This window comes from Porphyrobacter sp. LM 6 (assembly GCF_001720465.1).
GTDB lineage: Bacteria > Pseudomonadota > Alphaproteobacteria > Sphingomonadales > Sphingomonadaceae > Erythrobacter.
Window position 1 is genome coordinate 1,172,925 of sequence record NZ_CP017113.1, and the last position, 22,501, is coordinate 1,195,425.

At 66.2% G+C, this 22,501-nt stretch carries 20 protein-coding genes; 6 read left to right on the forward strand and 14 right to left on the reverse strand.

Annotated features, from left to right (window positions below):
- Positions 1-2 precede the first annotated feature (2 nt).
- The 6 genes from BG023_RS05635 to BG023_RS05660 all read right to left on the reverse strand — a co-directional run bounded on the left by BG023_RS05635 (position 3) and on the right by BG023_RS05660 (position 6,422).
- Entirely contained in the window at positions 3-812 is an 810-nt protein-coding gene (locus tag BG023_RS05635; protein ID WP_083234574.1) for an alpha/beta fold hydrolase, read from the reverse strand.
- 10 nt (positions 813-822) lie between these two features.
- Positions 823-1,368: a VOC family protein gene (locus BG023_RS05640; protein WP_069309584.1), complete on the reverse strand. Its 546-nt coding sequence runs from the start codon at positions 1,366-1,368 to the stop codon at positions 823-825.
- A 27-nt stretch (positions 1,369-1,395) separates the two neighbouring features.
- Positions 1,396-1,998 (reverse strand): NAD(P)H:quinone oxidoreductase, encoded by a 603-nt coding sequence (wrbA, locus tag BG023_RS05645; RefSeq protein ID WP_069309585.1) that lies wholly within the window; start codon positions 1,996-1,998, stop codon positions 1,396-1,398.
- A gap of 15 nt (positions 1,999-2,013) precedes the next feature.
- Complete coding sequence (locus BG023_RS05650) at positions 2,014-4,221, reverse strand: TonB-dependent receptor (protein ID WP_069309586.1); 2,208 nt, start codon at positions 4,219-4,221, stop codon at positions 2,014-2,016.
- Positions 4,222-4,453: 232 nt separating this feature from the next.
- Positions 4,454-5,281, reverse strand: coding sequence for an IclR family transcriptional regulator domain-containing protein (locus BG023_RS05655; protein WP_069309587.1), 828 nt, complete (start codon positions 5,279-5,281; stop codon positions 4,454-4,456).
- Positions 5,262-6,422 (reverse strand): CaiB/BaiF CoA transferase family protein, encoded by a 1,161-nt coding sequence (locus BG023_RS05660; protein ID WP_069309588.1) that lies wholly within the window; start codon positions 6,420-6,422, stop codon positions 5,262-5,264. The genes BG023_RS05655 and BG023_RS05660 overlap by 20 nt, the downstream gene beginning before the upstream one ends.
- 92 nt (positions 6,423-6,514) lie before the next feature.
- Here BG023_RS05660 and BG023_RS05665 point away from each other — a divergent pair, with 92 nt between their 5' ends.
- Both BG023_RS05665 and BG023_RS05670 read left to right on the forward strand, forming a co-directional pair.
- A complete protein-coding gene (locus BG023_RS05665; protein ID WP_069309589.1) occupies positions 6,515-7,294 on the forward strand; it encodes a citryl-CoA lyase in 780 nt (259 codons plus the stop codon).
- A gap of 106 nt (positions 7,295-7,400) precedes the next feature.
- A complete protein-coding gene (locus tag BG023_RS05670; RefSeq protein WP_069309590.1) occupies positions 7,401-7,988 on the forward strand; it encodes a J domain-containing protein in 588 nt (195 codons plus the stop codon).
- Here the strand turns inward: BG023_RS05670 and BG023_RS05675 are convergent.
- The 8 genes from BG023_RS05675 to BG023_RS05710 all read right to left on the reverse strand — a co-directional run bounded on the left by BG023_RS05675 (position 7,958) and on the right by BG023_RS05710 (position 17,098).
- Positions 7,958-8,332 carry a hypothetical protein gene (locus BG023_RS05675; RefSeq protein ID WP_069309591.1) on the reverse strand — a complete coding sequence of 125 codons (375 nt, stop codon included), beginning with the start codon at positions 8,330-8,332 and terminating at the stop codon, positions 7,958-7,960. The genes BG023_RS05670 and BG023_RS05675 overlap by 31 nt on opposite strands.
- Positions 8,329-9,531 (reverse strand): molybdopterin-dependent oxidoreductase, encoded by a 1,203-nt coding sequence (locus BG023_RS05680; protein ID WP_069309592.1) that lies wholly within the window; start codon positions 9,529-9,531, stop codon positions 8,329-8,331. Before BG023_RS05680 ends, BG023_RS05675 begins: the two co-directional genes overlap by 4 nt.
- Positions 9,528-10,145: a 3,4-dihydroxy-2-butanone-4-phosphate synthase gene (ribB, locus tag BG023_RS05685; RefSeq protein WP_233993085.1), complete on the reverse strand. Its 618-nt coding sequence runs from the start codon at positions 10,143-10,145 to the stop codon at positions 9,528-9,530. Before ribB ends, BG023_RS05680 begins: the two co-directional genes overlap by 4 nt.
- Positions 10,142-10,714, reverse strand: coding sequence for an NADPH-dependent FMN reductase (locus tag BG023_RS05690; RefSeq protein ID WP_069309593.1), 573 nt, complete (start codon positions 10,712-10,714; stop codon positions 10,142-10,144). The genes ribB and BG023_RS05690 overlap by 4 nt, the downstream gene beginning before the upstream one ends.
- A complete protein-coding gene (locus tag BG023_RS05695) occupies positions 10,711-12,204 on the reverse strand; it encodes a glycerol-3-phosphate dehydrogenase (protein ID WP_069311161.1) in 1,494 nt (497 codons plus the stop codon). Before BG023_RS05695 ends, BG023_RS05690 begins: the two co-directional genes overlap by 4 nt.
- Positions 12,201-13,286, reverse strand: coding sequence for a YeiH family protein (locus tag BG023_RS05700; protein WP_069309594.1), 1,086 nt, complete (start codon positions 13,284-13,286; stop codon positions 12,201-12,203). The genes BG023_RS05695 and BG023_RS05700 overlap by 4 nt, the downstream gene beginning before the upstream one ends.
- Before the next feature lie 125 nt (positions 13,287-13,411).
- Entirely contained in the window at positions 13,412-14,674 is a 1,263-nt protein-coding gene (locus BG023_RS05705) for an MFS transporter (RefSeq protein WP_069309595.1), read from the reverse strand.
- A 108-nt stretch (positions 14,675-14,782) separates the two neighbouring features.
- Positions 14,783-17,098: a TonB-dependent receptor gene (locus BG023_RS05710; protein WP_069309596.1), complete on the reverse strand. Its 2,316-nt coding sequence runs from the start codon at positions 17,096-17,098 to the stop codon at positions 14,783-14,785.
- Between the two features lie 164 nt (positions 17,099-17,262).
- Between BG023_RS05710 and BG023_RS05715 the strand changes: the two genes are divergently transcribed.
- The 4 genes from BG023_RS05715 to BG023_RS05730 are packed head-to-tail and all read left to right on the forward strand — an operon-like array spanning position 17,263 to position 22,272.
- Positions 17,263-19,251 carry an alpha-glucosidase gene (locus BG023_RS05715; RefSeq protein WP_069309597.1) on the forward strand — a complete coding sequence of 663 codons (1,989 nt, stop codon included), beginning with the start codon at positions 17,263-17,265 and terminating at the stop codon, positions 19,249-19,251.
- The gene (locus tag BG023_RS05720) at positions 19,248-20,255 is read left to right on the forward strand and encodes a LacI family DNA-binding transcriptional regulator (protein WP_069309598.1); all 1,008 of its coding nucleotides are present in this window, start codon (positions 19,248-19,250) and stop codon (positions 20,253-20,255) included. Before BG023_RS05715 ends, BG023_RS05720 begins: the two co-directional genes overlap by 4 nt.
- On the forward strand, positions 20,255-21,181 hold the full coding sequence (locus BG023_RS05725) for an aldo/keto reductase (RefSeq protein WP_069309599.1): 927 nt from the start codon (positions 20,255-20,257) through the stop codon (positions 21,179-21,181). The genes BG023_RS05720 and BG023_RS05725 overlap by 1 nt, the downstream gene beginning before the upstream one ends.
- Positions 21,181-22,272 carry an LLM class flavin-dependent oxidoreductase gene (locus BG023_RS05730; protein WP_069309600.1) on the forward strand — a complete coding sequence of 364 codons (1,092 nt, stop codon included), beginning with the start codon at positions 21,181-21,183 and terminating at the stop codon, positions 22,270-22,272. Before BG023_RS05725 ends, BG023_RS05730 begins: the two co-directional genes overlap by 1 nt.
- Positions 22,273-22,501: the final 229 nt, after the last annotated feature.

Here is a 22,501-nt window from a genome sequence, read left to right on the forward strand (position 1 = left end):
GGTCAGGGCCTTGTGTGGAGGAAGGAAGCGACGGCCGCGTTGAAGGCGGCCGGGTTGTCGGCATTGGCAATATGGCCCGCGCCCGCGATTTCGGCGTGGCGCGCGCGCGGTGCGGCGGCGGCGAGGGCCTTGGCGCAGGCGCGGCGCCAGGGCGTGTCGTGTTCACCGGTCATCGCCAGCACGGGCATGGAAAGCATCGCCAGCACCTCGCGCGGGAAGCCGGGCGGCTCGCTCGCCACCAGCAGATCGCGCCCGTCGTAATCGGCGAGGATGCTGGCGACCAGCGCGCGCGCTGCGGCAGAGTGGGTCGCCATCAGCGGGTGGGCGGACCATTCGGCGCGGAATGTCGCCATATCGCCTGCCGCCGCCAGTGCGCGATAGCGGTCCAAATCGATCACCTCCTCGCGCGGCACCAGTGCGGGGAGCGGCGCGCCCGACAGGACGAGACCGGAGATGCGCCCGCCATATCGCCGTGCGGTATCGAGTGCGACCACCGCGCCGCGCGACAGGCCGACCAGCGCAAAGCGGTCAAACCCGAGTAAATCGGCGATGGCAATGACATCCTCGGCCTCGCGCGCCAGATCGGGCGGGGCGGTGGCGCGCCCGCAGCCGCGCCGGTCGGGCATGACGAGGAAGTGACCCCCTGCCAGCCCTTCGACCTGCGGCGCCCACATCCGGTGATCGAGCGTCCAGCCGTGGAGCAGGATCACCGGAAGGCCATCTCCCGCCATCGCAATCGGCAAGGTGCCGCCTGCGACGGCAACCTCGCCATAGGACAGCTCGCAAGCCTCGGTTGAGCGCATAGCGAGCATGGGGTCAGGCTCAGGCCGCTTCGGCGGCGCGGAACGGGTTGTTGTTGTGGTGATCGCCCGCCAGCCAGCGCTTCAGTTCGGCATGGGCCGAGGCGCGGCGATCCGCGTCCAGCGGCGCGGCGCGTTCGTCGTCATGGGTGAACTCGAGGATCATCCCGTTGGGATCGACGACATAGAGCGAGCGGCAATAGCCGTGCTCGAGCACATAGGTCTGCGGCTCGACGATACCGGCGGCGGCGATGCGGCGGGCGAGTTCGGCCTGACCATCGGCATCGACGTGGAGCGCGATGTGGATGAAGGGGCTGGCCGGCATTTCCGGGCCGAATTCGGCCTGATCCTCGGGATCGGCGAACTGGAAGAAGGCGAGCGCGCTGCCATCGGCGAGTTCGAAGAACACGTGGCAATAGGTGCGCTCCTTGCCGAACAGCTCGTCCTTTTCGCAATAGGTCGCCATCAGCGGGAAGCCGAGCACGTCTTCATAGAAGGCGCGGGTGGCTTCGAGGTCCTTGGTGACATAGGCGGTGTGGTGGAGGCGGTTCGCCAGAATCTTCGTCATCGTGCTCTCTCCGTCATTCGGTCAGTGTCAGGCGGCCAGCTTGGCGGCGATGGCCGCCACGTGCGCGCCCTGGAAGCGCGCCCCGGCGAGCTCGTTCGCGCTCGGCATCCGGCTGCCGTCATTACCAGCCAGCGTGCTCGCGCCATAGGGGGTGCCGCCGCTGATTTCGTTCATCTCGGCATTGCCTTCGAACGTGTAGGGCAGGCCGACAATCACCATGCCGTGGTGCAGCAGGGTGGTGTGGAACGAGGTGATGGTGGTCTCCTGCCCGCCGTGCTGGCTGGCGGTTGAGACGAACACCGAGCCGACCTTGCCGACCAGCGCCTTGGTGAACCACAACCCACCCGTCTGATCGAGGAAGTTGCGCATCTGTGCCGCCATGTTGCCGAAGCGGGTGGGCGTGCCGAAGATGATCGCGTCATAATCGGCCAGCTCGTTCGGATCGGCGATAGGTGCGGCCTGATCGAGCTTCACGCCCGATGCGGCCGCAACATCGTCGGGCACCAGTTCGGGAACGCGCTTCACACTGACTTCGGTGCCGGGGACGCTGGCGGCGCCTTCGGCAACCGCAGCGGCCATCGCCTCGATATGGCCATAGCTCGAATAATAGAGCACCAGCACCTTGGTCATGTGTCTTGCTTTCCCTTAGAACTTGTAGCCGATTTCAACGCCGTAACGACGCGGACGGGCGCGGAACACGAACCCGCCGGGCGAGAATTCGGCGTTGTAGGTCTCGTCAAACAGGTTCTGGGCGAAGGCCGTGATCGACACGCCGTTTTCCAGCTTCACGCCTGCACGCGCATCGACCAGATCGACCGGATTGCGCACGGTGGTGTTGAACGGCTCCCACCAGGTCTTGCCGGTGCGGCGATAGTCGATCCGCAGCAGGCCATCGATGGTGTCGGAGATCGGCCCGGCATACTGCGCGCCGAGGTTGAGCGTGTAGCGCGAGATCTGCGGAGCTTCGTTGCCGATCACCGAGGGATCGGCGAAGTCCTTGATCTCGCTGTCGGTCACGCCGATCGCAGCGTTGATATCGAAGTTGGGCAGCACTTCCGCGCTCGCTTCCAGTTCGAAGCCGTTGATCCGCGTCTCGGGAATATTGCCGAGGTTCTGGGTCGAGGACTGTGCGAGGAATACGAAGAAGTAGCTGTTCTTCGACAGCGTGGTGTAGGCCGCACCTGCCAGACGCACCGGCCCGAGCTGGGCCTTGGCACCGACTTCGAAAGTATCGGCGGTTTCGTCCTGGAACAGGTCGCCCACGCCGACGATGCCGTTGTTGACCGCTTCGGCGCCAACGCCGGTCTGGTTGAACCCGCCCGAACGGAAACCGCGCGAATAGCCGCCATAAAGCGTGAAGTCGGGGCTCGGTTCATAGGTCAGCGTGATCTTGGGCTGCCAGTCATCGAACACCGCGGTGCGGACTTCACCGCTCTGCGCCTGCGGCACGCCGGGCACATTGGGAAGGAAGCCCTGCGGGGTCAGCGTGGTCTGGCGGCGACGATCACGGTCATAGCGCAGCGAGGCATCGACCCGGAACTCGGGGCTCAGCTCGTAACCGGCATTGGCGAACATCGCCCAGGCGAAGTTTTCCTGCCCGTCAGCCAGATAGGAGAACTGCGGGTTGAGCGGGTTGGTCGAAGGGCTGCGATAGACCGGGAATACGCCGTTGCCGGTATCGATCATGTTGCCGGTCGAAATGAACCGGGTGGTGTCGATCAGGTAGCCGCCGACCATCCAGTTGAACGGACGGCCATCCTCGGGCGAAGCGAGGCGCACTTCCTGGCTAAACGCCTTCACGTTCAGATACTGGCTCTGGTTGAGGTCGAAGCCGTTGCCGGGGCCGAACAGGAATTCGAACAGGTTGAAGAAGAAGCTGTCCGGGATCGGCTGGAAATCGAACGCGTCGCCGGTCAGGATTTCCTTGACGGTGTCATAGGACGAGATCGAGGTCAGCACCGCGTTGTCGCCGGCATATTCGACCTTGAGCGCGACGTTGTAGATATCGCGGTCGTTCTGGCCGGTGTTGTTGACCCGCACGTCGGCAATGTCGTTCACGTCGGCGACGATGTTGTAATAGAGGCCCTGCGTGCGCAGCTGGTTGACGCTGGCGCGCAGATCGAAGGTCAGCTGGTCGGTGGCTTCGATCAGCAGGTTGCCGCGCAGGCTGAAGTCTTCGACCGGATCGGCATCTTCACCCAGGAAGGTGTTGGGGATGAAGCCTTCGGTATCGTACCACGAGCCAGCGATGCGGAACTTGACGTTCTCGGCAATCGGGCCGCTCACCCCGCCGCGCAGGAAGTAGCCGAAGCCGTTGTCGATGCCGGCGGTGATGTTGCCGGCGAATTCGTCGGTCGGCTTCTTGGTGCTGATGATGATCGCGCCGCCGATGGCGTTACGACCATAGAGGCCGCCCTGCGGGCCTTTCAGCACTTCGATCTGCTCGATATCGAACAGATCCTGGTTGAACTGGGCCGGGTTCACCTGCTGCACCCCGTCGACGATCACCGCCACCGAAGGCTCGGAATTGCGGTTCTGGGTGATGCCGCGGATGATGACGAAGGCGTTGCCTGCGTTCTGCGTCTCGACGAGGTTCACGTTGGGGGTGAGCGCGATGAAATCGGACGGGCGCTCGATCCCGGCATTCTCGATCGCCTTCGAATCGAACGCGGTGACCGCGGCGGGCGTGTCCTGCAAGGTTTCGGTGCGGCGCAGGCCGGTGACGACGATGCCTTCATCGGCGGCGGTATCGGCGGCGGGTGCGGCGGCATCCTGCGCGGCGAGGGGTGCGGCGGTCAGCGTGGCTGCGGCAAGCGCAACGGTGCTGGCGAGGCTGGTGCCCGGAAACTTCATACAACTCTCCCCTGTGTGCGCATGACGCGCAGCTCTTATGGCGACCCCTCCCTAGCGCGGAATTACAAACTTCGCAATGCGAAGTCAACTTCGATATGCGAAAAATGGCTGTAGGACGTCAGCGGGCATCCCAGGCCTTGCCCGGCCCGGTCCAGACCCTGGTTAGACCTGTCTTGACCCCTTGTTGACCCCACGTTGCACCCCTCCAGAACGGGGTTTCGGGACCCTTCGATCAGGGCATCAGCGCTGCTTCGAGCGTCGGCCAGCGCTTCAGCGAAGCCTCGATTTCGCCCGCAGCAGCGCGCAGCAGCGGCAGGCGGGTGCGGACCAGCTCGTCCTGCGAAATGCGGGTGGTCGAAGTCGAGCAGTTAATGCTCGCAATCACCCGTCCCCCGCGCCCGAAGATCGGCACGGCGACCGAGACGATCCCGTAATCGAGCTCGTCGAGCGCGGAATCGTACCCCCGCGCCGCGATCAGATCGAGCCGTTCGGCCATCGCCGCGCCGTCGGTGACGGTGCGCTCGGTAAAGCGCTGGAACGGCGCGCGTGCGAGCAAGGCAGCGCGCTCGGCCTCCGGCAGATGCGCGGCCAGCGCCTTGCCGAGCGAGGTCGCGTGGAAGGGAAAGCGCGTGCCGACGCCCGCCGCGACGCGGAACCGCCGGTCGGTCGAAACGTGGGCGACATAGAGGATCTCTGCTCCCGAAAGCACGCACAGCGAGGCGCTGTCGCCGGTCTGGTCGCGCAGGGCTTGCAAGGGCGGGAGCACGACCTGTTCGATCTGCATCGAGGCGAGGAACGCCGAGCCGATCGTCAGCACCGCCGGGCGCAGCAGAAACTTGCGTTCGTGCTGACCGACATAGCCGAGCTCGACCAGCGTGATCAGGCACCGCCGCGCCACCGCCGGGGGCAGGCCGGTCTTGGCCGCCACTTCGGACAGGGTCATCTCCGGGTGATCCTCGTCAAACGCCTTGAGGACGCGCAGGCCCCGTTCGAGCGTGGAGAGGAACTCGGGGTCCTTCCCCTGTTCCCTGATCGTGGCTTCAGCCCCTGCGGATCCCATGCACCGGCCTTTCGATGGAGCGGCGGATTGCCGCGTCGTCGGCTCCCAATACGGGCGGGGCGGTGACGCTGTCCATCCGTTCGCCATCGAAGCTCACCGGGAAACGGATCGTGCGGAATTCGCCATGCGGGCCATCGGGATCGCTGACCTCGATCCCGAGCACCTTGGCCTGCTCCGTGGCCAGCACCTCGGTGGTGTCATAGACGGGCGAATTGGGCACTTCGCGCAGCGTGAGTTCCTCGGTCCACTCGGCGCGGGTGCGGGTCGCGAAGATCGGCGCGAGGAAGGCGGCGACATCCTCGTAATGCGCGATCCGCGCCTCGCGGGTGGCGAAGGCGGGCTGTTCGAGCATATCGGGATGGCCGACCGCAGCAGCGAGGTTTTCCCAGAACTTGGGCGGCGATGACATGTGCAGTGCCAGCCACCTGCCGTCCGAGCACTGGAACACATAGCTCTGGCTGACATGCGGGCGGCTATACGGCCCCATGACCTCTCCGGCGGAGAGCAGGTGGGTGAAGTCGTCGAGGTTGAAGTGGCACATTGCCTCGAACATCGAGGTTTCGACCACGCGGCCCTTGCCGGTGACATGGCGTTCGTTGAGCGCCGCAAGGATGCCGAGCGCCGTGTAGAAGCCGGTCATGGCATCGGCGATTGCGGGGCCGACCACGCGCGGGTGTTCGGGGTTCACCAGCAGCCGCAGGAAGCCGGATGCGGCCTGCGCGACGGTGTCGAAGGCGGGGCGATCGCGCTCCGGCCCCTCGCTGCCGAAGCCCGAAATCGTGGCATAGACCAGCCGCGGGTTGATCCCCTGGAGCCGCGCCGCATCGACATTCAGCCGCCCCGCCACACCCGGGCGGAAGTTCTGGATGAACACGTCGGCATCCTCGACCAGCCGGTCGAGCACGGCGAGATCGTCGGGGTTCTTGGGATCGATGGTGATCGAACGCTTGTTGCGGTTATAGGTCTGGAAGTGGGGGGCGTAGAGTTCGCCCTTGAAGTTGCGGAACGGATCACCGGTCCCCGGCTGTTCGACCTTGATGACATCCGCGCCCAGATCAGCGAGCAGCATCCCGGCCGCCGGGCCGGTGATGAAGGTGCCCATTTCAAGCACGGTAACGCCCTGTAGGGGTCTCGCGGTCATCCAACACATCCCATCTGCTTGCCTTGATGCGGATGTGACACTATATTCTTCGCATAACGAAATCAACTTCGAATATCGAAAAGGAACGCCCGATGCGTATCGGCAAACAGGACAACGCCGTCACCTCGATCTGCACCTCGGATGCCACCAGCATCACCGTGCGGGGCATGGACCTGTGTAGCGAAGTGATCGGCCATGTCGATTTCACGAGCTACTTCTGGCTGCTGGTGACCGGCACCATGCCCTCTGCCCCGCAGAAGGCGCTGGCGGATGCGGTGCTGTGCGCGATTGCCGAACATGGGCTGGTTCCGAGCGTTGTCGCCACCCGCATGACCTATGCCGCCGCGCCGGAAGCCTTCCACGGGGCGGTTGCCGCTGGCCTGCTCGGGTGCGGCAGCGTGGTGCTGGGTAGCGCGGAAGTTGCGGGCAAGTTCTACGCGCAGGTCGTCGCCGATAGCGAGGGCGGCGATCCAGCCGCCACGGCCACCGCGGCGATCAAGGCCCTGCGCGCGGAAAAGAAGGCGATACCCGGCTTCGGCCACCCGCAGCATTCGGGCGGCGATCCGCGCGCGCATCGACTGCTGGCGCTCGCCAAGGAGCACGGGATGGAGGGCAAGCACATCGCGATGCTCCGCACCATCGAAGCCGTGCTGCCCGACGCGATCGGCCGCAGCCTGCCGATCAACGTCAACGGCGCGATTCCCGCCGTGATGCTCGACGCGGGCTTCCCGCTTGCAGCGCTCAAGGGCATTTCTCTGCTCGCCCGCACCGCCAGCCTGATCGCGCACCTTCAGGAAGAGACCGAACGCCCGATCGGCTTCATCATGTCGGGCGCGGCGGCCGAACGGATCGGTTTTGCCGACGAGGCGTGAGCCGGCTGCCCAGAAAGACCTTGCGCCAGCCACCCGCGCCGATGATACTGGAATCCGGTGACGTTTCCCCGCTGGCGGGCGTGGGAACCAGGGGGGATATCCGATCATGGACAGCGGCCAGGCCTTTGTCGATTTCTACAGCGTACTAAAGGTCCACCCGCAGTGCGACCAGAAGACGCTTGAGGCCGCCTATCGCGATCTCGCCAAGATCTATCACCCCGATCACCCGGAAACCGCCGATACCGACAAGTTCCGCGAGGTGCTTCAGGCCTACCGCGCGATCAAGGAACCCGAAGACCGCGCGCAGTACGATCTGCAATATTCGCTGCACACCGGCTTTTCCTTCGAGGTGGCCGATGCCGCCGACGAGAAGAACGAGCGCGAGGCGCTGTCGGACGGGGATGCCCATTCGCGCATCCTGATGCATCTCTACAAGCGCCGGCGCGATGTCGCGAGCGAGCCGGGGGTGGGGCAATACACCCTTCAGCAGATGCTGAACTGCTCGGACGAGACCTTCCAGTTCCACATGTGGTATCTGCGCGGCAAGGGCTTCATCGAATACACCGAGGACGGCACGCTGGCGATCACCGTGGTCGGGGTCGATCACGTGATCGCGATGTCGAAGATGCACGCGCAGGAAAAGCTCCAGATCGAGCAGGCGCGTTACTTCGGCGCGGCTTCGTCCGAGGCCTGATCGCTGCGGATATCCGCTTCGCGGCGGGCCTGCGCGGCCTGCATGGCGAGCATGTAATCGACGATCTGGGGGATCGCCGCCTCGTCCACCGGGGCCTTGTAGGTCGAGACCATCTTGCCCACGAGCGATTCCCACTTCGCGCGGTCGACCTGCGGCTGCTGCATCATGGTCGAGGGCGAATGGCAGGCGGTGCAATTGGCGATCACCGCATCGCGCCCGGGCAGATCGGGAAGCTGGGCCGGATCATCGGGCAGGGTGATCGATGCATCGGCAAAGGCAACCTCGGGCGCGCGGTCGCAGGCGGCCAGCAGCAGCACGGCGGGGATGATGGCGAGCTGTCTCATAGCGCCCTCAGGGTGATGCGTTCGATCACGTTGCGGGCATAGCCGCTCGGGTTCCAGACAAGCACTTCGGGCTGCACTGCGCCCTTCGCATTGGCGGCGCGCACGCCTATCCCGGCGAGATCCTGCGTCACCGCGGGGATGGTCACCTGCCAGCGGCGGAAGGCGTAAGGGCCTTCGTCGGGGCCAAGCTCGCATGGCAGTTCCAGCCCGGCGCCGACCAGATCGACCTTGGCGAGCGCCGCATCGCCGCCCATCGCGATCCCCTTGAGCGTCAGGGGTTCGCCCCGCGCCACCGCCTCGCCATCGGCATGGCTGGTAATGAAAGCGCGCGGCGGCATGGTGGTGATGGGGACGGTCGGGAAGTCCTTGTCACCCGGCTTCACTGGCGCAGCCGGGAAGCGATAGGTATCGGCCATGTAGTGCGCCGGATCTTCCTCGTCGCTCAGCACCTCAATGGTGCTCAGCATCTTGACCCAGTAGGTCGAGAACCATCCCGGCACCACGATCCGCAAGGGGAAGCCGTGGAGCAGCGAGAGCGGCTCGTCGTTCATGCCCCAGGCGACCAGCACATCATCGCGCATGGCGATATCCATCGGGATCGACTTGATGAACTGCGGCGCGCCATCGGTCAGCGGCACGTCGAGCCCGGCAAAGCGCACACGCTTGGCCCAGGGCGCGGTGCCGCCTGCCTTGGCGAGCACGTCCCTGAGACGCACCCCGGTCCACTTGGCGCAGCCCATGGCGCCGTTGCCCCACTGGGTGCCGGTGACGCGCGGCTCGGACAGCCCGCGCCCGTTGCCCGCGCACTGGTTGATCGCGACGACATCGACATGCTCGCCTGCCGCTGCAACCTCGTCGAGCGTCAGCGACACCGCCTGCTTCACCGCGCCGCCCACCGCCACGCGGTGATCGGCCGCCTTGACCTCGGTCGGCAGGTCCCAGTTCCAGCGGACGAAGAAGCGGTCGTTGGGGGTGATCGTGCCTTCGCGGAACACGCTCATCGGGGTTTCGAGCAGCGGCGGGCGCACCCGCTGCACGATCACTTCGCCCTTGCCGGGGAAGGCCGGCTCAAGCGGGCGCAGGCTCGGCCCGCCGGGCAGGTGAAGGTCGATCAGCTTTTGCGCGAGCACCGGCGCGGCAATCGCAGCGCCGCCCGCTCCGGCGAGCAGCATACGGCGCGAAAGCCTGCTGTCGGTCATGCGTCTGCCCTCTCAAGCCGTGCGATCAGCTCGCCGATTTCGGCCACCGCCAGGCCATGCGCTGCGATTAGATCGCCGATATCTTCGAGCCGCGCCATTTCGCCATCGTCGCGCATGATCGAGCAGATCACCGCCGCATCGCCCGCGCCGGCCAGCCGCGCGAGATCGATCGAGGCCTCGCAGGCCGAGGCACGCGTCAGCACACCGCCGCTCTGCGCGATCAAGGGGAAGACATGGCCGGGCGAATGGATATCGGCATTGCTCGCCCCCGGCGCGATCGCCACCCGCACCGTGTGCGCGCGGTCGGCCGCGGAGATGCCGGTCGAAACCCCGTGCGCCGCCTCGATTGAGCGGGCGAAGGGCCGCCCGGTCTGGCGCTCGGTGCCCGGGTTGACGAGGGTAAGGCCCAGCTGCGCGGCACGCTCGGGCGTGACCGATAAGCAGATCAACCCGCGGCCGTGGGTCGCCATGAAGTTGATCGCCTCGGGCGTCACTGCCTCGGCGGCGATCATCAGATCGATATCGCCGCCGCGCAGCCGGTCGCCCGCGATCACCGCCATCCGGCCCGCCGCAATCGCCGCGAGCGCCGCATCGAGGCCCGCCGCGCCGGTCACGCCAGATCCCTTCCCGCGGCAAAGCTGCGCGCGCCGAGCACGACCTGCTTGCCGACCAGTTCAAGCTGGCCCCGCGCGCGTTCATCGAGGCATTCGCCATCGGGGGAGAACAGCCCGCGATAGGTGCGGATCGTCGCGCCCATCGGGGTCGGCCAGCCGCGCAGCGCGTGGGTAATCGCCCGCATCGTCAGCAGCGTCGACATCGAGGCCTGATCGCCGAACGCGGTCGCAATCAGCCCGACCGCGCGGCCATCGAGATAGGGGCGTTCATCGCGCGCCAGATCCTCGAGGTAATCGAGCGCGTTCTTGACCACGCCCGAAATCGTGCCGTGATAGCCCGGTGCGGCGACCAGCAAGCCATCGGCGCGGCGCACGGCCTCGACCATTTCCGCACCCATCGTCGCATCGTGATCCGGGCCGAGATAGTGCGGCAGCGCGGTCAGATATTCGCCGCCGAACACCTGCACCTCCGCCCCTTCGGCCTCGGCGATGCTGGCCGCCAGGCGCAGCGCCTGTTCGGTCGAACTGCCGGGATTGACCGTGCCGCCAAGGGCTACGATTCGGGTCATGCTTGGGAAGTCCTTTCAGCGAGATAGGCAGCGAGGCGCGCGGTTTGTTCGGGAGTGAAGTGCAGCCCCAGCTTGGTCCGCCGCCATAGCACGTCTTCGGCGGTGCGGGCCCATTCGTGGGCAATGAGATGATCAACCTCGGCAGCGGTCAGGCCGTGACCGAAATCCTCGCCAAGGTCGGAGGCCGATGCTGCCGCGCCAAGGAAAGCGACTGCCCGGGTGCCGTAGAGGCGGATCAGACGCTGCGCCTCGCGCTCGGAAAGGAAGGGATAGCGGGCGCGCAATTCGGCCATTTTGGCAGAGGCCTCGGTCATGCCAAAATCCCCGCCGGGAAGGGGCTTGGTGCCGGTCCAGTCCTGGTCGTCCAGCGCGGGCAGAAAGGGCTTGAGCTGCTCCACCGCCTCGGCGGACAGGTGGCGATAGGTCGTGATCTTGCCGCCGAAGACTGACAGCAGCGGCGCGGTTCCATCGGTGCCACCGTCAAGCTCGAAGCGATAGCCGCGCGTCGCCGCCTCCGGCTTGCCCGATCCGTCATCCACCAGCGGGCGCACGCCGGAATAGGTCCACACCACATCAGCGGGGGTGACGGGGGTACGGAAATATTCCGAGGCGCCCTCGCACAGATAGGCGATCTCCTCGGCGCTCGCCTTCACCTCGTCGAGCCCCGCCTGATGGTCTACATCGGTGGTGCCGATCAGGGTGAAGTCCTGTTCGTAGGGGATGGCGAAGAAGATCCGCCCGTCGGGCAGCTGGAAGAAATAGGCGTAGTCGTGGTCGAACAGCTTGCGGACCACGATGTGCGAACCGCGCACGAGGCGCATTTTCTGCGTGGTCGGCTCGCCTGCACGGCCGAGCAGATCGAGCACGCGCGGGCCGGCGGCGTTGACCACGGCGCGGGCGTGGAAGGTCTCTCCGCCCGCTTCGATCCGCCACAGATCGCCTTCGCGGGCGAGCGTCGTCACTTCGCAGCGCGTCCGCACCTCGGCACCGCGATCGGCGGCATCGCGGGCGTTCAGCACCACCAGCCGCGCATCATCCACCCAGCCATCCGAGTAGGCGAAGGCGCGGGTGTATTCGGGCTTGAGCGGCGCGCCCGCCGGGTGGCTCGCCAGTGTGACCGATTGCGCGGCGGGCAGATATTTGCGCCCACCGATGTGGTCATAGAGGAACAGCCCCAACCGCAGCAGCCAGCGCGGACGCAGGCCGGGGCGGTGGGGGAGGATGAAGCGCAGCGGCCAGATGATGTGCGGGGCAATGCCCCACAGCACCTCGCGCTCGGACAGCGCCTCGCGCACCAGAGCGAATTCGTAATGCTCGAGATAGCGCAGGCCGCCGTGGATCAGCTTGGTCGAATTGGACGAGGTGCCCTGCGCCAGATCGCCGCGTTCGAGCAGCAGCACCTTTGCCCCGCGCCCGGTAGCATCGCGCGCAATGCCTGCGCCGTTTACCCCGCCGCCGATGACCGCCAGATCGAACACGCCTTCGCTCATATCGCCCACCGCGCGAAGGCCAGCGCCACGCCGAGCGAGGCGATGGTCGCCGCCAGCACCGGCATCACTGCGCGCCAGCCGAGTTCCAGCAGCAGGTCGGTGCGGGTTCGCATCGCCGTTGCCGTCACCGCCAGCAGCAGCAAGGTCTTGGACAGGGTCAGCGCGTGGCCCGCCAGCGCCGGGGGTAGGGCGATCAGCGAATTCACGCCGACCAGCGCGAGGAAGGCGAGAATGAAGCCCGGCAGCAGCGGCACGCGGGCAGAGCTGCTCCCTGCCGCGAGCGGCTGGACGCGGGCGATCCACAGCGCCGCCAGCGTCACCAGCGGGGCGAGCAGGGCTACGCGGGTGAGCTTCACCACAGTCGCCTGCGCGCCCGCCGCGTCCGACACGGCAAAGCCCGCGCCGATTGCCTGCGCGACATCATGGATCGATGCGCCGACCAGAAAACCGGCCTGCGCGTCGGTGAATCCGAGCATCTGGGTGAGCGCGGGATAGGTCGTCAGCGCGATCGCGGAGGCGGCGGCGAGGATCACCAGCGTCAGGGTGAACTGCGCCTGTTCGATCCGCTCGCGCCCGATCACGCCGTAAAGCGCCAGCGCTGCCGATGCGCCGCAGATCGCGGTCGCCCCGCCTGCGAGCAGGCCGACGGCGGCGCTCTGTCCGGTCGCGCGCGCGGCGGCGAGGGCGGCGAGCAGGGATGCGCCCATCACCAGCGCAAGGCCGGCGAAGGGGATGATGCCCATCGCGACGACCTGCATTGCGGTCACCTGAAAGCCGAGCAGCACGATCCCGACCCTGAGGCCGTGGCGCGAGGCGAAATCGAGCCCGTCATGCGTGCGCGGGTCGCCCGAGGCGAAGTTGAGCGCGAGGCCGAGCAGCAATCCGGCAAGGATAATCGGCACGCCGTAATTCTGCGCGAACCATGCGGCGGCTACGCTGGCGATGGCGCAGATCGCAAGGCCGGGGACGAAGCGCGACCACGGCTTGGGCGGAGCGGGAGTGGCACTGGCGTCGGCCAGCACCATCTCGCCGAACAGATCGCCGGCATAGGCATCAAAATCGGGGCGGCCCGCGCGCTTCATCTGTCGTCAGCCCTGCCCATCGCCGATGCCCGAAGCCTCTCTCTGCGCACGCGTGTCTCGCACGTGTGTCCTACGGTGTCACAAGCTTACCGCGCACCCACCCGCATTGCAACTGCGCGGGGCGGTCAGGCGAACAGGTTGTCCTCTTCCTCCGGGCGACGGATGGTGGGCAGGAGCCATTGGAACCACGCCAGCGCGACGAGGTAGGACGAGGCGGCAAACACGAACAGCGGCACAAAGCCGAGGCCCGCGTCCAGCACCCGCCCGGTGATCAGGCTGATCGCTACCCCGCCCATATTGCCCATGAAGGCACCAAACGCGGTTACGCGCCCGACCTTGGTCTCGGGCACGACATCGGTGATGGTCGAGAAGATCGAGAGCGAGAAGCCCTGATGGCCCGCCATCACCACCCCGATCATCACCGCCACCGGCCAGAACGAGTTGAGCTCGAGCACCAGCGGCAGCGGCGCGACCAGCAGGGCCGAGCCGAGCATCACGCCCTTGCGCACGCGGTTGACGCTCACCCCGCGTTCCAGCAGCCGGGTCGAAATCCAGCCCGCCGCGAGCGCGCCGAGGCCCGATCCGGCAAAGGCGATGGCGAGCGGTATTGCCAGCTCCAGCGTCGAAAGCCCGAATTCCTTGCGGTAGTAATCGGCCAGCCAGAAATTGATGAACCACCAGGTCATGTCCGACAGCGCCTTGGCGACGATTATCGCCCAGGTCTTGCGATTGGCGAGGATCGATCCGTAGCTGTCGTCCACGTCTGCCGTGCTCGACGCCGAAACATGGCTGCGCTCATTGAGCTGCGAAAGGCCGCGCGCCAGCCACATCCATGCCGCGAGCGACAGAAATCCGCCGATCCCGCCCGCCACCAGCGCACCGCGCCAGCCCACCGCCAGTGCCAGCGCCGGAATGACAAAGGGCATGGCGATCGTTCCCGCGCCTGCCAGCATCGTCGCAAAGCCGAAAGCGAAGCTGCGCTTGTCGGGCGGGAACAGGGTGGCGACGGTCTTGATCGTCAGCGGGGTCTGCACCGCCTCGGTCACGCCGAGGCCCATTCTGGCCGCGACCACCTGCCAGGTGCTCAGCGCCCAACCATGCGCCATCGCGGCGAGGCTCCAGGCCGATGCGCCGACCTGCATCGAGCGGTTGACCCCGAGCCGGTCGACCAGCCAGCCGGTGAACAGAAAGGCAAAGGCGGCGGAGAACTGCGTGACGGCGGCCAGATCGCCGAAGTCGCTATCGGTCCAGCCGAAATCCTTCATCATGTCGGGCTTGAGGATCGCGATGATCGGGCGGTCCATCGCGTTGAACACGCCCGCGATGCACAGCACTGTGAACAGCGACCAGCGCAGCTTCGTGGTCAGGGGCGAGGACGATGCGGTCATCACGGCATCCTATCGATGAGCGGCCACGCTGGCCATCGGGAGGCGGAAATTATCAGGGCCGCCGGATCGCTCCGACGGCCCTGTATTTTTGTCACGACCTGAGGGCGCTCAGAACGTCCGGACGCGCAGGCTGATGCCGAAGTAACGGTCCGCATCGCGCGGGATCTGCAGGCGGCGGCCGCCTTCGACGTTGAGCAGCACGTAGCTTTCATCGGCGATGTTGCGGGCGTGGAAGGTCACGCGGTACTTGTCGTCCGGATCCGAGAAGCCGAGCGAGGCGTTCCACATGCCGTAGGGATCGATCACGGTCGACGCAGCCTGGCCAAGGTCCGACCACTGGCGGCTGGTGTGGCGGTAATCGGTGTTGAGGTACATCTGCACCCCGCCCAGATCAGCCGTGTAATCGCCGCCGATGGTGTAGACGAACTCGGGCGCGAGCGGCAGCTTGGTGCCGTTGCGCGCGTCGGGCGCGTTGGTGGTCGGGTTGGGGTTGAATTCCTTCACTCGCGCATCGGCATAGACGGCGCTCGCACGCAGGTTCAGCCCGTCGAACGGATTGACCACGAGGTCGGCTTCGAAGCCTTCGCTCTTCACCGTACCGGCGTTGGTCAGGTTCGAAATGGTCGCGCCGTTGACGACGATGAAGTTGTTCGCCTGGAAGCCGTCGTATTCGACCGTGAAGGCGGCAACGTTGAGCTGCACGCGGCGATCAAGGAACTGCGACTTCACGCCGACTTCGAAGCTGTCCGACAGTTCTTCGCTGATCGGCACCGCGTTGTTGGGCGCGGTGTGGTTGAAGAACACGTTGAACGCCGGACCCTTGTAGCCGCGGGTGTACGAGCCGTAGAGCATGATGTCGTCAGCCGGCTTGAACTGCAGCACGGCCTTGCCCGACAGGTTGCCGTTGGTGGTGTCGCCGCGGCTGGTGTTGGTGCCATTGCCGCCGCTGGCGATCGTGCCGCCAGCCGGGTTGCCGTTGGTGCCGGGGCCGGTCGCGGGCAGGCCGGTGGTGGCGTTCACCGCGGGTGCGCGGGTGTGGACGAAGGTCAGATCATCCCAGGTGTAGCGCAGACCGCCGGTCAGCGAGAGCGCATCGGTGAACTGGTAGGTCGCCTGACCGAACACGGCGTAGTTCTGCGAACGCACGTCGCTGCGCGAGGTGGCGAAGGGGAACAGGGTGTTGACCGGGTCATTGAGGTTGCACGGGGTGGCGCCGCTCGGCGCGACCGGCAGGGTCGAGGTCGTGCAGGTCACGTTGCGACGGGTGAAGTCCTGCGTGTTGTCCGACTGCCAGGCGAACACGCCGGCCTGATAGAAGAACGGCTTGGTCTGGTCCGACGCGATGCGGATTTCGGCCGAGACCTGTTCGGTCTTCACCGTGCCGACGTCATGCAGCTGGCCCGCACCGACAATCGCACGCGGCAGGAAATCGCCTTCGCGGTTTTCGGTGTTTTCCCAGTTGCGGTAGCCGAGCACGACGCTGAGCGTGTGGGTGTCGCTCACCTCGAAATCGCCCGAACCGGTGAGGCTCCACTGCGTATCCTGCGTGCTGGTGACGAGGTTGTGGTTGATGAAGCGCTGGTCTTCACCCAGTGCGACACCGCGCGGCAGGCCCAGTTCGGCATCCTGCACCGCGCCGCGGCTGGCACCGGTCACGTCGGCGCAGCAATCGTCATCGGCCTTGTAGTAATCGGCGATCAGGCGGACCTTGTTGCCGCCGTCGTTGTAATCCATGATCCCGCGCAGGCCGTAACGCTCGTAGCCGTTGACCTTGCGGTTGGTGCCGCCGTTGATGTTGGTGATGTTGCCATCATAGCTGCCGTAGAAGCCGGTCAGGCGGGCGCTGAGGTTCTCGCCAATCGGACCCGACAGCGCGGCACGCAGGCGGTATTCGTCCTTTTCGAACCAGTCGGCGTTGAATTCGGCTTCAAATTCGTCGGTGCCGCCCTTGGAAACGATGTTGACGAGGCCGGCGCTCGCGTTGCGGCCGAACAGCGTGCCCTGCGGGCCGCGCAGCACTTCGATCCGCTGCAGGTCGACGAGGTCCATGAAGGCCTGGCCCGAACGCGACAGCACGACGCCGTCGACAACGGTGGACACACTCGGTTCCGCCGCGACCGAGAAGGAGATGGTGCCGACGCCGCGCATCACGATCGCGCTGTTGGCGCTGGTGGTGCCCTTGCGGAAGGTCACCGAGGGGACGACGGTGGAGATGTTTTCGAGGCTGATGACCCCTGCCTGCGCAAGGCGATCGGCCGAGACCGCGGTGATCGCGATCGGCACATCCTGCACATTTTCCTCGACCTTTTGCGCGGTGACGATGATTTCCTCGACCTGCGCGGCGGCGGGTGCGGTGTACATCAGCGCCAGCGAGCTGGCCGAAAGTGCGAGCGCCTTGAGCGCAATACGGGTGTTGGCAGACATGGTGATTCTCTCCCCTCCTGTTGGTCGACTCGTGCGGGCGGCAGGCTAAGACCTTCGCCCGTGCGGTCGATCTTTCGGCCATCGGGTTGCGCTTTCTGTCCCGTTATGTCAAGCGGTGTCAGACACGGCCAAGGGACGGGCCGGGAGAGGAAATCGGGGCTGGCATGGTGCAGCTGGAGGCGAGCGAGGGGGGCATTGATGTGCGGCTGGCTGGCCGCGCCGTCCTTAAGCATCGCCCGGATTGTCCTGCAATTTCCGTTGCTTCCGGCCAACCGCAAGTCACCATGGTGCGCGGCAATTTCCGCCTTGATGATGCGCCTGTGGCAGCAGAGCCACTCACCCACAGCAATCGCGATCCAGGCGGGGAGTGGGTGCTTTCCAGCGCCGATGGCAGCGTCCGCGCGGGTGTGAGTCTTGCGCCGGATGCATCGCGCCTCAACGTCCAGGCGCCGGGCGGGCATGACCGGATCACCATCGATTTCGTGCTGGGCGATGATGACATCGTGTGGGGCGGAGGCGAGCAGATGAGCTACCTTGCCCTCAATGGCCGCAAATTCCCGATGTGGACCAGCGAGCCTGGCGTCGGCCGAGACCCCGGCACGCCGCTGACCGATCAGGCCAGCGCGGACGGAAGCTTCGCGGGCGGGGATTACTGGACCACCAATTACCCCGAACCCACAGTTCTGAGTTCGGCCGGCTGGGCGATGAGCCTCGCCAATGCCGAATATTGCGAAATCGACTGCACTGCGCCGGAGCGGCTGCGGGTGCATGTCTGGTCGGGCGAAGTCGCCATCGATCTGTTCGAAGGCGCGCCTGCGGAACTGACCCGCCAGCTCGGCGCACGCTTTGGCCCGCGACAGGCGCTACCTGAATGGGCGCTGGGCGGCGCGGTGGTTGGCCTCAAGCAGGGCGAGGCCAGCTTCGACCGGCTCGAGGCGCTGATCGATGCAGGCGCGGCGGCCTCGGGCCTGTGGTGCGAGGACTGGGTCGGCATCCGCGAGACGAGCTTCGGCCGCCGCCTGTTCTGGGACTGGCAGTGGAACCCAGCGCGTTACCCCGATCTGCCGGCCCGCATCGCCAGCCTTAAGGCGAGAGGCATCCGTTTCCTCGGCTATGTGAACCCCTATCTCGCCGTCGATGGCCCGCTTTACCCCGAGGCGGCGGCGCTCGGCTTCTTCGCCAAACGGCTGGACTCGGACGAACCCTATCTCGTCGATTTCGGCGAGTTCGAGGCAGGCGTGGTGGACTTCACCAACCCTGAGGCCGCCGCATGGTTCGCCGAGGACGTGATCGGCAAGCGAATGCTCGATTTCGGGCTCGATGGCTGGATGGCGGATTTCGGCGAATATCTGCCCACCGACCTGCGTCTCCACGATGGCGACCCGATGCAGGAGCACAACCGCTGGCCGGTGCGCTGGGCCGAGGTCAACGCCCGCGCCGTCGCCTCGCGCGGGCGGACAGGCGATGTGCTGTGGTTCATGCGCGCAGGGCACACCGGCGTGCAGGCGCATTGCCCCTTGCTGTGGGCGGGCGACCAGTCGGTCGATTTCAGCCGCCACGACGGGATCGGGACGGTGGTGACCGCCGCGCTCTCATCAGGCCTTGTCGGCAATGCATTCAGCCACTCGGACGTCGGCGGCTACACCAGCCTGTTCGGCAATGTCCGCACCATCGAGCTGATCCTGCGCTGGTACGAGCTGGGCGCGTTCAGCCCGGTGTTCCGCACGCACGAGGGCAACCGCCCCGACGACAACCTCCAGATCGACAGCACCCCCGAACTTGTCGCCGGCTTCGTGCGCTGGAGCCGCGTCCACGCCGCGCTTGCGCCCTATGTGCAGCATCTCGTCACCGAGGCGCAGGCCACCGGGCTGCCCGCCCAGCGCGCGCTGTTCCTGCACTATCCTGACGACCGCGAGACCTTCACCATCCAGGACCAGTTCCTCTACGGTGCCGACCTGCTGGTCGCCCCGGTAATCGAAGCGGGGGCGACGATGCGGCGGGTTTATTTGCCGCAGGGCACATGGCGGCACCTGTGGAGCGGCGAGGCCTACGCGCCCGGCTGGCACGATGTTCCTGCCCCCATCGGCGCGCCGCCCGTGTTCTACCGCGAGCACAGCGCCTTTGCCGACCTGTTCAGGAGACTCGCCGTATGAGCCGCGCCAACATCCGTGATGTCGCCGCCCGCGCGGGCGTGGCGGTCAAGACCGTCAGCCGCGTGCTCAACGGCCACCCCTATGTCAGCGCCGAGCTGCGCGAGCGGGTCGAACAGGCGATGGCCGATCTCGATTACCGCCCCTCGGTGGCGGCGCGCATCCTGTCGGGCGCGAAGTCGGGCCAGATCGCGCTGATCTACGACAATCACAGCCCCTATTACATGTTCCAGATCCAGAAGGGGTGCTGGGACGTGTGCCATGAAAGCGGCATCCGCCTGCTGGCCCAGCCGGTCGATGTCGCCGATCCGCGCGTCGGCGATCAGGTGCGCGGGCTGGTGAGCGAGACCCATGTCGATGGCATCATCCTGTCATCGCCCGTCACCGATTGCGACAGCGTGCTGCGCGCGCTCGAGACGATGGACGTGCCCTTCGTGCGCATCTCGCCGGGCACCAACCATGCGCTCACGTCGAGCGTGTTCATGGACGACGCGCAGGCCGCCGATGACATGACCACGCATCTGATCAATGCGGGCCACCGCCGGATCGGGTTCATCAAGGGCCATTCGAACCACATGGCATCCGACGACCGCCTGTTCGGATACCGCCGCGCGCTCGATCGCGTCGGTATTCCGTTCGAGCCGCAGATGGTGGTCGATGGCGAGTTCGATTTCGATTCCGGAGTGGCGGGGGCCAAGGTGCTGCTCGATCAGCCCGACCGCCCGACCGCGATCTTTGCCTCGAACGACGATATGGCTGCCGGTGTGCTCGCCGTGGCGCATGATCGCGGGATCAATGTGCCGGCCGATCTTTCGGTCGCCGGGTTCGACGATACCACGCTGGCGCGCACCGTGTGGCCGCCGCTTACCACCATCCGCCAGCCGATGGCCGATCTGGCGCGTACCGCCACCCAAATCCTGATTGCAGGCGGGGACATCACCCACAAACGCCTACCGCATGAACTTGTCGAGCGCGCTTCGGTCGCTCCCCCAAAGAGGAACATCTGATGAGTGAACTGCCCCTGCCTCCCGCGTCGAGAGTTCTTGGCCGCCAGCTTGACAGCAGCGGGATTGAAGTCTCCCCGATTGCCTGGGGGATGTGGCGGCTGGCCGAGAATGGCCGCACGGCCGCCGACGCGGCCAAGCTGGTTCACGCGGCGCTCGATGCCGGGATCACCTTCCTCGACACCGCCGATATCTATGGCTTTGACGGCAAGGGCGGGTTCGGCGATGCCGAGGCGCTGCTCGGCGAAGTGCTGGCCGCAGAACCCGGACTGCGGGACAAGATGGTGCTGGCGACAAAGGGCGGCATCCTGCCCCCGCTGCCCTACGATCAGAGCGCGACCTATCTGAACACCGCGATCGAGGACTCGCTGCGCCGCCTGAAAGTGGACAGCGTCGATCTGTGGCAGATCCACCGCCCCGATATCCTTGCCCACCCGCAGGAAGTGGCGCGGGTGCTGGATGATGCGGTGGCGAGCGGGAAGGTGAAGACGCTCGGCGTCTCGAACTTCACGCAGGCTCAGATCGCGGCGCTCCAGCACTTCCTCGGCAACAAGCTGGTGGCGACCCAGCCCGAAATCAGCCCGCTGCGCATCACCTGCTTCGAAAATGGCGAGCTTGATCAGGCGATGATGATGGGGCTGACCCCGCTGGCATGGTCGCCGCTTGGGGGCGGCAGGCTCGCCGCGCCGGAAACCGCGCGCGACAAGGCGGTGGCCGCTGCGCTCGACATCGTCGCCGAGGCGCAGGGCGTGTCGCGCACGGTCGCGGCCTATAGCTGGCTGATGGCCCACCCCGCCGGGATCATCCCGATCATCGGCTCGCAGAACGCCGCGCGCATCGCGGAAGGTGCCGAGGCGCTCAAGGTGCGCTGGACGCGGACAGATTGGTACGCGGTGCTCGTCGCCGCGCGTGGAGAGAGGCTGCCCTGATGACCGACAAGCAACAATGCGAAATCGCGTGGTTTTCCGCGCTGTGCGACGATGACTATGAATTCCTCGGCGTGCCCGACAAGTATCTCCAGTCGAGCTGGGAGCATTGCCGCAATATCGTGATGCGCGCCGAAGAAGGCGGGTTCGACAATATCCTGCTGCCCTCGGGTTATCAGCTCGGCGTCGATACCACGATCTTCGCTGCGGCTGTGGCGACGCAGGTCAAGCGCATCAAGCTGCTGTGGGCGACCCGCATGGGCGAAGACTGGCCGCCGCAGCTCGCGCGCCGGATCGCCACGCTTGATCGCATCCTCGGCCCCAATGCGGCCGGCACCGGTGGGCGGCTCAACGTCAACATCATTTCCTCGGACATGCCGGGCGAAAAGATCGAGAGCGGCCCGCGCTATCGCCGCGGCACCGAGATCATGAAAATCGTCCGCACGCTGCTGAACGGCGAACATCTCGATTTCGACGGCGAGTTCTACAAGCTCAAGCTCGATCCGCCGCGCATCACCACCCTTAGCGGCAAGTGCCCGCCGTTCTACTTTGGCGGCCTATCCCACGAGGCGCGCGAATGTGCGGCCGAGGCGGCGGATGTCTACCTGATGTGGCCCGATACGATGGACAAGGTGCGCGAGAATATCGCCGACCTCAAGGCACGGGCCGCCAATTACGGGCGCACGCTCAAGTTCGGTTACCGCGTCCACGTGATCGTGCGCGAGACCGAGGACGAGGCGCGCCACTATGCCGACCGGCTCCTGTCCAAGCTGGATGACGAGACCGGCCGCGCGATCCGCGAAAAGAGCCTCGATGCCAAGAACTACGGCGTGCAGCGCCAGCAGGAACTGCGCGGCGCGGCGGACGGCGACGGCTTCGTCGAGGAGAACCTGTGGACCGGCATCGGGCGGGCACGTTCGGGCTGCGGGGCGGCGATCGTCGGCACGCCCGATCAGGTGCTCGCCAAGCTGCGCGCCTATCAGGCCGAAGGGATCGAGGCCTTCATCCTCTCCGGCTATCCGCATGCGACGGAAGCCGATCTGTTCGCGCGCCATGTGCTGCCGCATATCCAGCACGGCCCGCTGGAGATGTGATCGGGATGCGGGCTGGAGCGGGCTGCGAATCTGTGCCGCTCCAGCCCGTTCTAGACCCCCTCTAGACCCCCCTTAGACCCCCTCTAGGCCCCGCTTGCCCCCTTTGGCGGGCCATAGAACGATGTTCCACGTGGAACATTCCGCTACTGCATGGCCGCCTTCGCAAAGCGCTTCGCAATTGCCTCTTTTCCGCGTCCGCATGGCGTGACAAGACGTATGGCAAAGCACA

Excerpts from the sequence above, each read along its gene's own strand:
- BG023_RS05635 (WP_083234574.1), bottom strand. The coding sequence starts at position 812 with ATGCTCGCTATGCGCTCAACCGAGGCTTGCGAGCTGTCCTATGGCGAG.
- BG023_RS05640 (WP_069309584.1), bottom strand. The coding sequence starts at position 1,368 with ATGACGAAGATTCTGGCGAACCGCCTCCACCACACCGCCTATGTCACC.
- wrbA (WP_069309585.1), bottom strand. The coding sequence starts at position 1,998 with ATGACCAAGGTGCTGGTGCTCTATTATTCGAGCTATGGCCATATCGAG.
- BG023_RS05650 (WP_069309586.1), bottom strand. The coding sequence starts at position 4,221 with ATGAAGTTTCCGGGCACCAGCCTCGCCAGCACCGTTGCGCTTGCCGCA.
- BG023_RS05655 (WP_069309587.1), bottom strand. The coding sequence starts at position 5,281 with ATGGGATCCGCAGGGGCTGAAGCCACGATCAGGGAACAGGGGAAGGAC.
- BG023_RS05660 (WP_069309588.1), bottom strand. The coding sequence starts at position 6,422 with ATGACCGCGAGACCCCTACAGGGCGTTACCGTGCTTGAAATGGGCACC.
- BG023_RS05665 (WP_069309589.1), top strand. The coding sequence starts at position 6,515 with ATGCGTATCGGCAAACAGGACAACGCCGTCACCTCGATCTGCACCTCG.
- BG023_RS05670 (WP_069309590.1), top strand. The coding sequence starts at position 7,401 with ATGGACAGCGGCCAGGCCTTTGTCGATTTCTACAGCGTACTAAAGGTC.
- BG023_RS05675 (WP_069309591.1), bottom strand. The coding sequence starts at position 8,332 with ATGAGACAGCTCGCCATCATCCCCGCCGTGCTGCTGCTGGCCGCCTGC.
- BG023_RS05680 (WP_069309592.1), bottom strand. The coding sequence starts at position 9,531 with ATGACCGACAGCAGGCTTTCGCGCCGTATGCTGCTCGCCGGAGCGGGC.
- BG023_RS05690 (WP_069309593.1), bottom strand. The coding sequence starts at position 10,714 with ATGACCCGAATCGTAGCCCTTGGCGGCACGGTCAATCCCGGCAGTTCG.
- BG023_RS05695 (WP_069311161.1), bottom strand. The coding sequence starts at position 12,204 with ATGAGCGAAGGCGTGTTCGATCTGGCGGTCATCGGCGGCGGGGTAAAC.
- BG023_RS05700 (WP_069309594.1), bottom strand. The coding sequence starts at position 13,286 with ATGAAGCGCGCGGGCCGCCCCGATTTTGATGCCTATGCCGGCGATCTG.
- BG023_RS05705 (WP_069309595.1), bottom strand. The coding sequence starts at position 14,674 with ATGACCGCATCGTCCTCGCCCCTGACCACGAAGCTGCGCTGGTCGCTG.
- BG023_RS05710 (WP_069309596.1), bottom strand. The coding sequence starts at position 17,098 with ATGTCTGCCAACACCCGTATTGCGCTCAAGGCGCTCGCACTTTCGGCC.
- BG023_RS05715 (WP_069309597.1), top strand. The coding sequence starts at position 17,263 with ATGGTGCAGCTGGAGGCGAGCGAGGGGGGCATTGATGTGCGGCTGGCT.
- BG023_RS05720 (WP_069309598.1), top strand. The coding sequence starts at position 19,248 with ATGAGCCGCGCCAACATCCGTGATGTCGCCGCCCGCGCGGGCGTGGCG.
- BG023_RS05725 (WP_069309599.1), top strand. The coding sequence starts at position 20,255 with ATGAGTGAACTGCCCCTGCCTCCCGCGTCGAGAGTTCTTGGCCGCCAG.
- BG023_RS05730 (WP_069309600.1), top strand. The coding sequence starts at position 21,181 with ATGACCGACAAGCAACAATGCGAAATCGCGTGGTTTTCCGCGCTGTGC.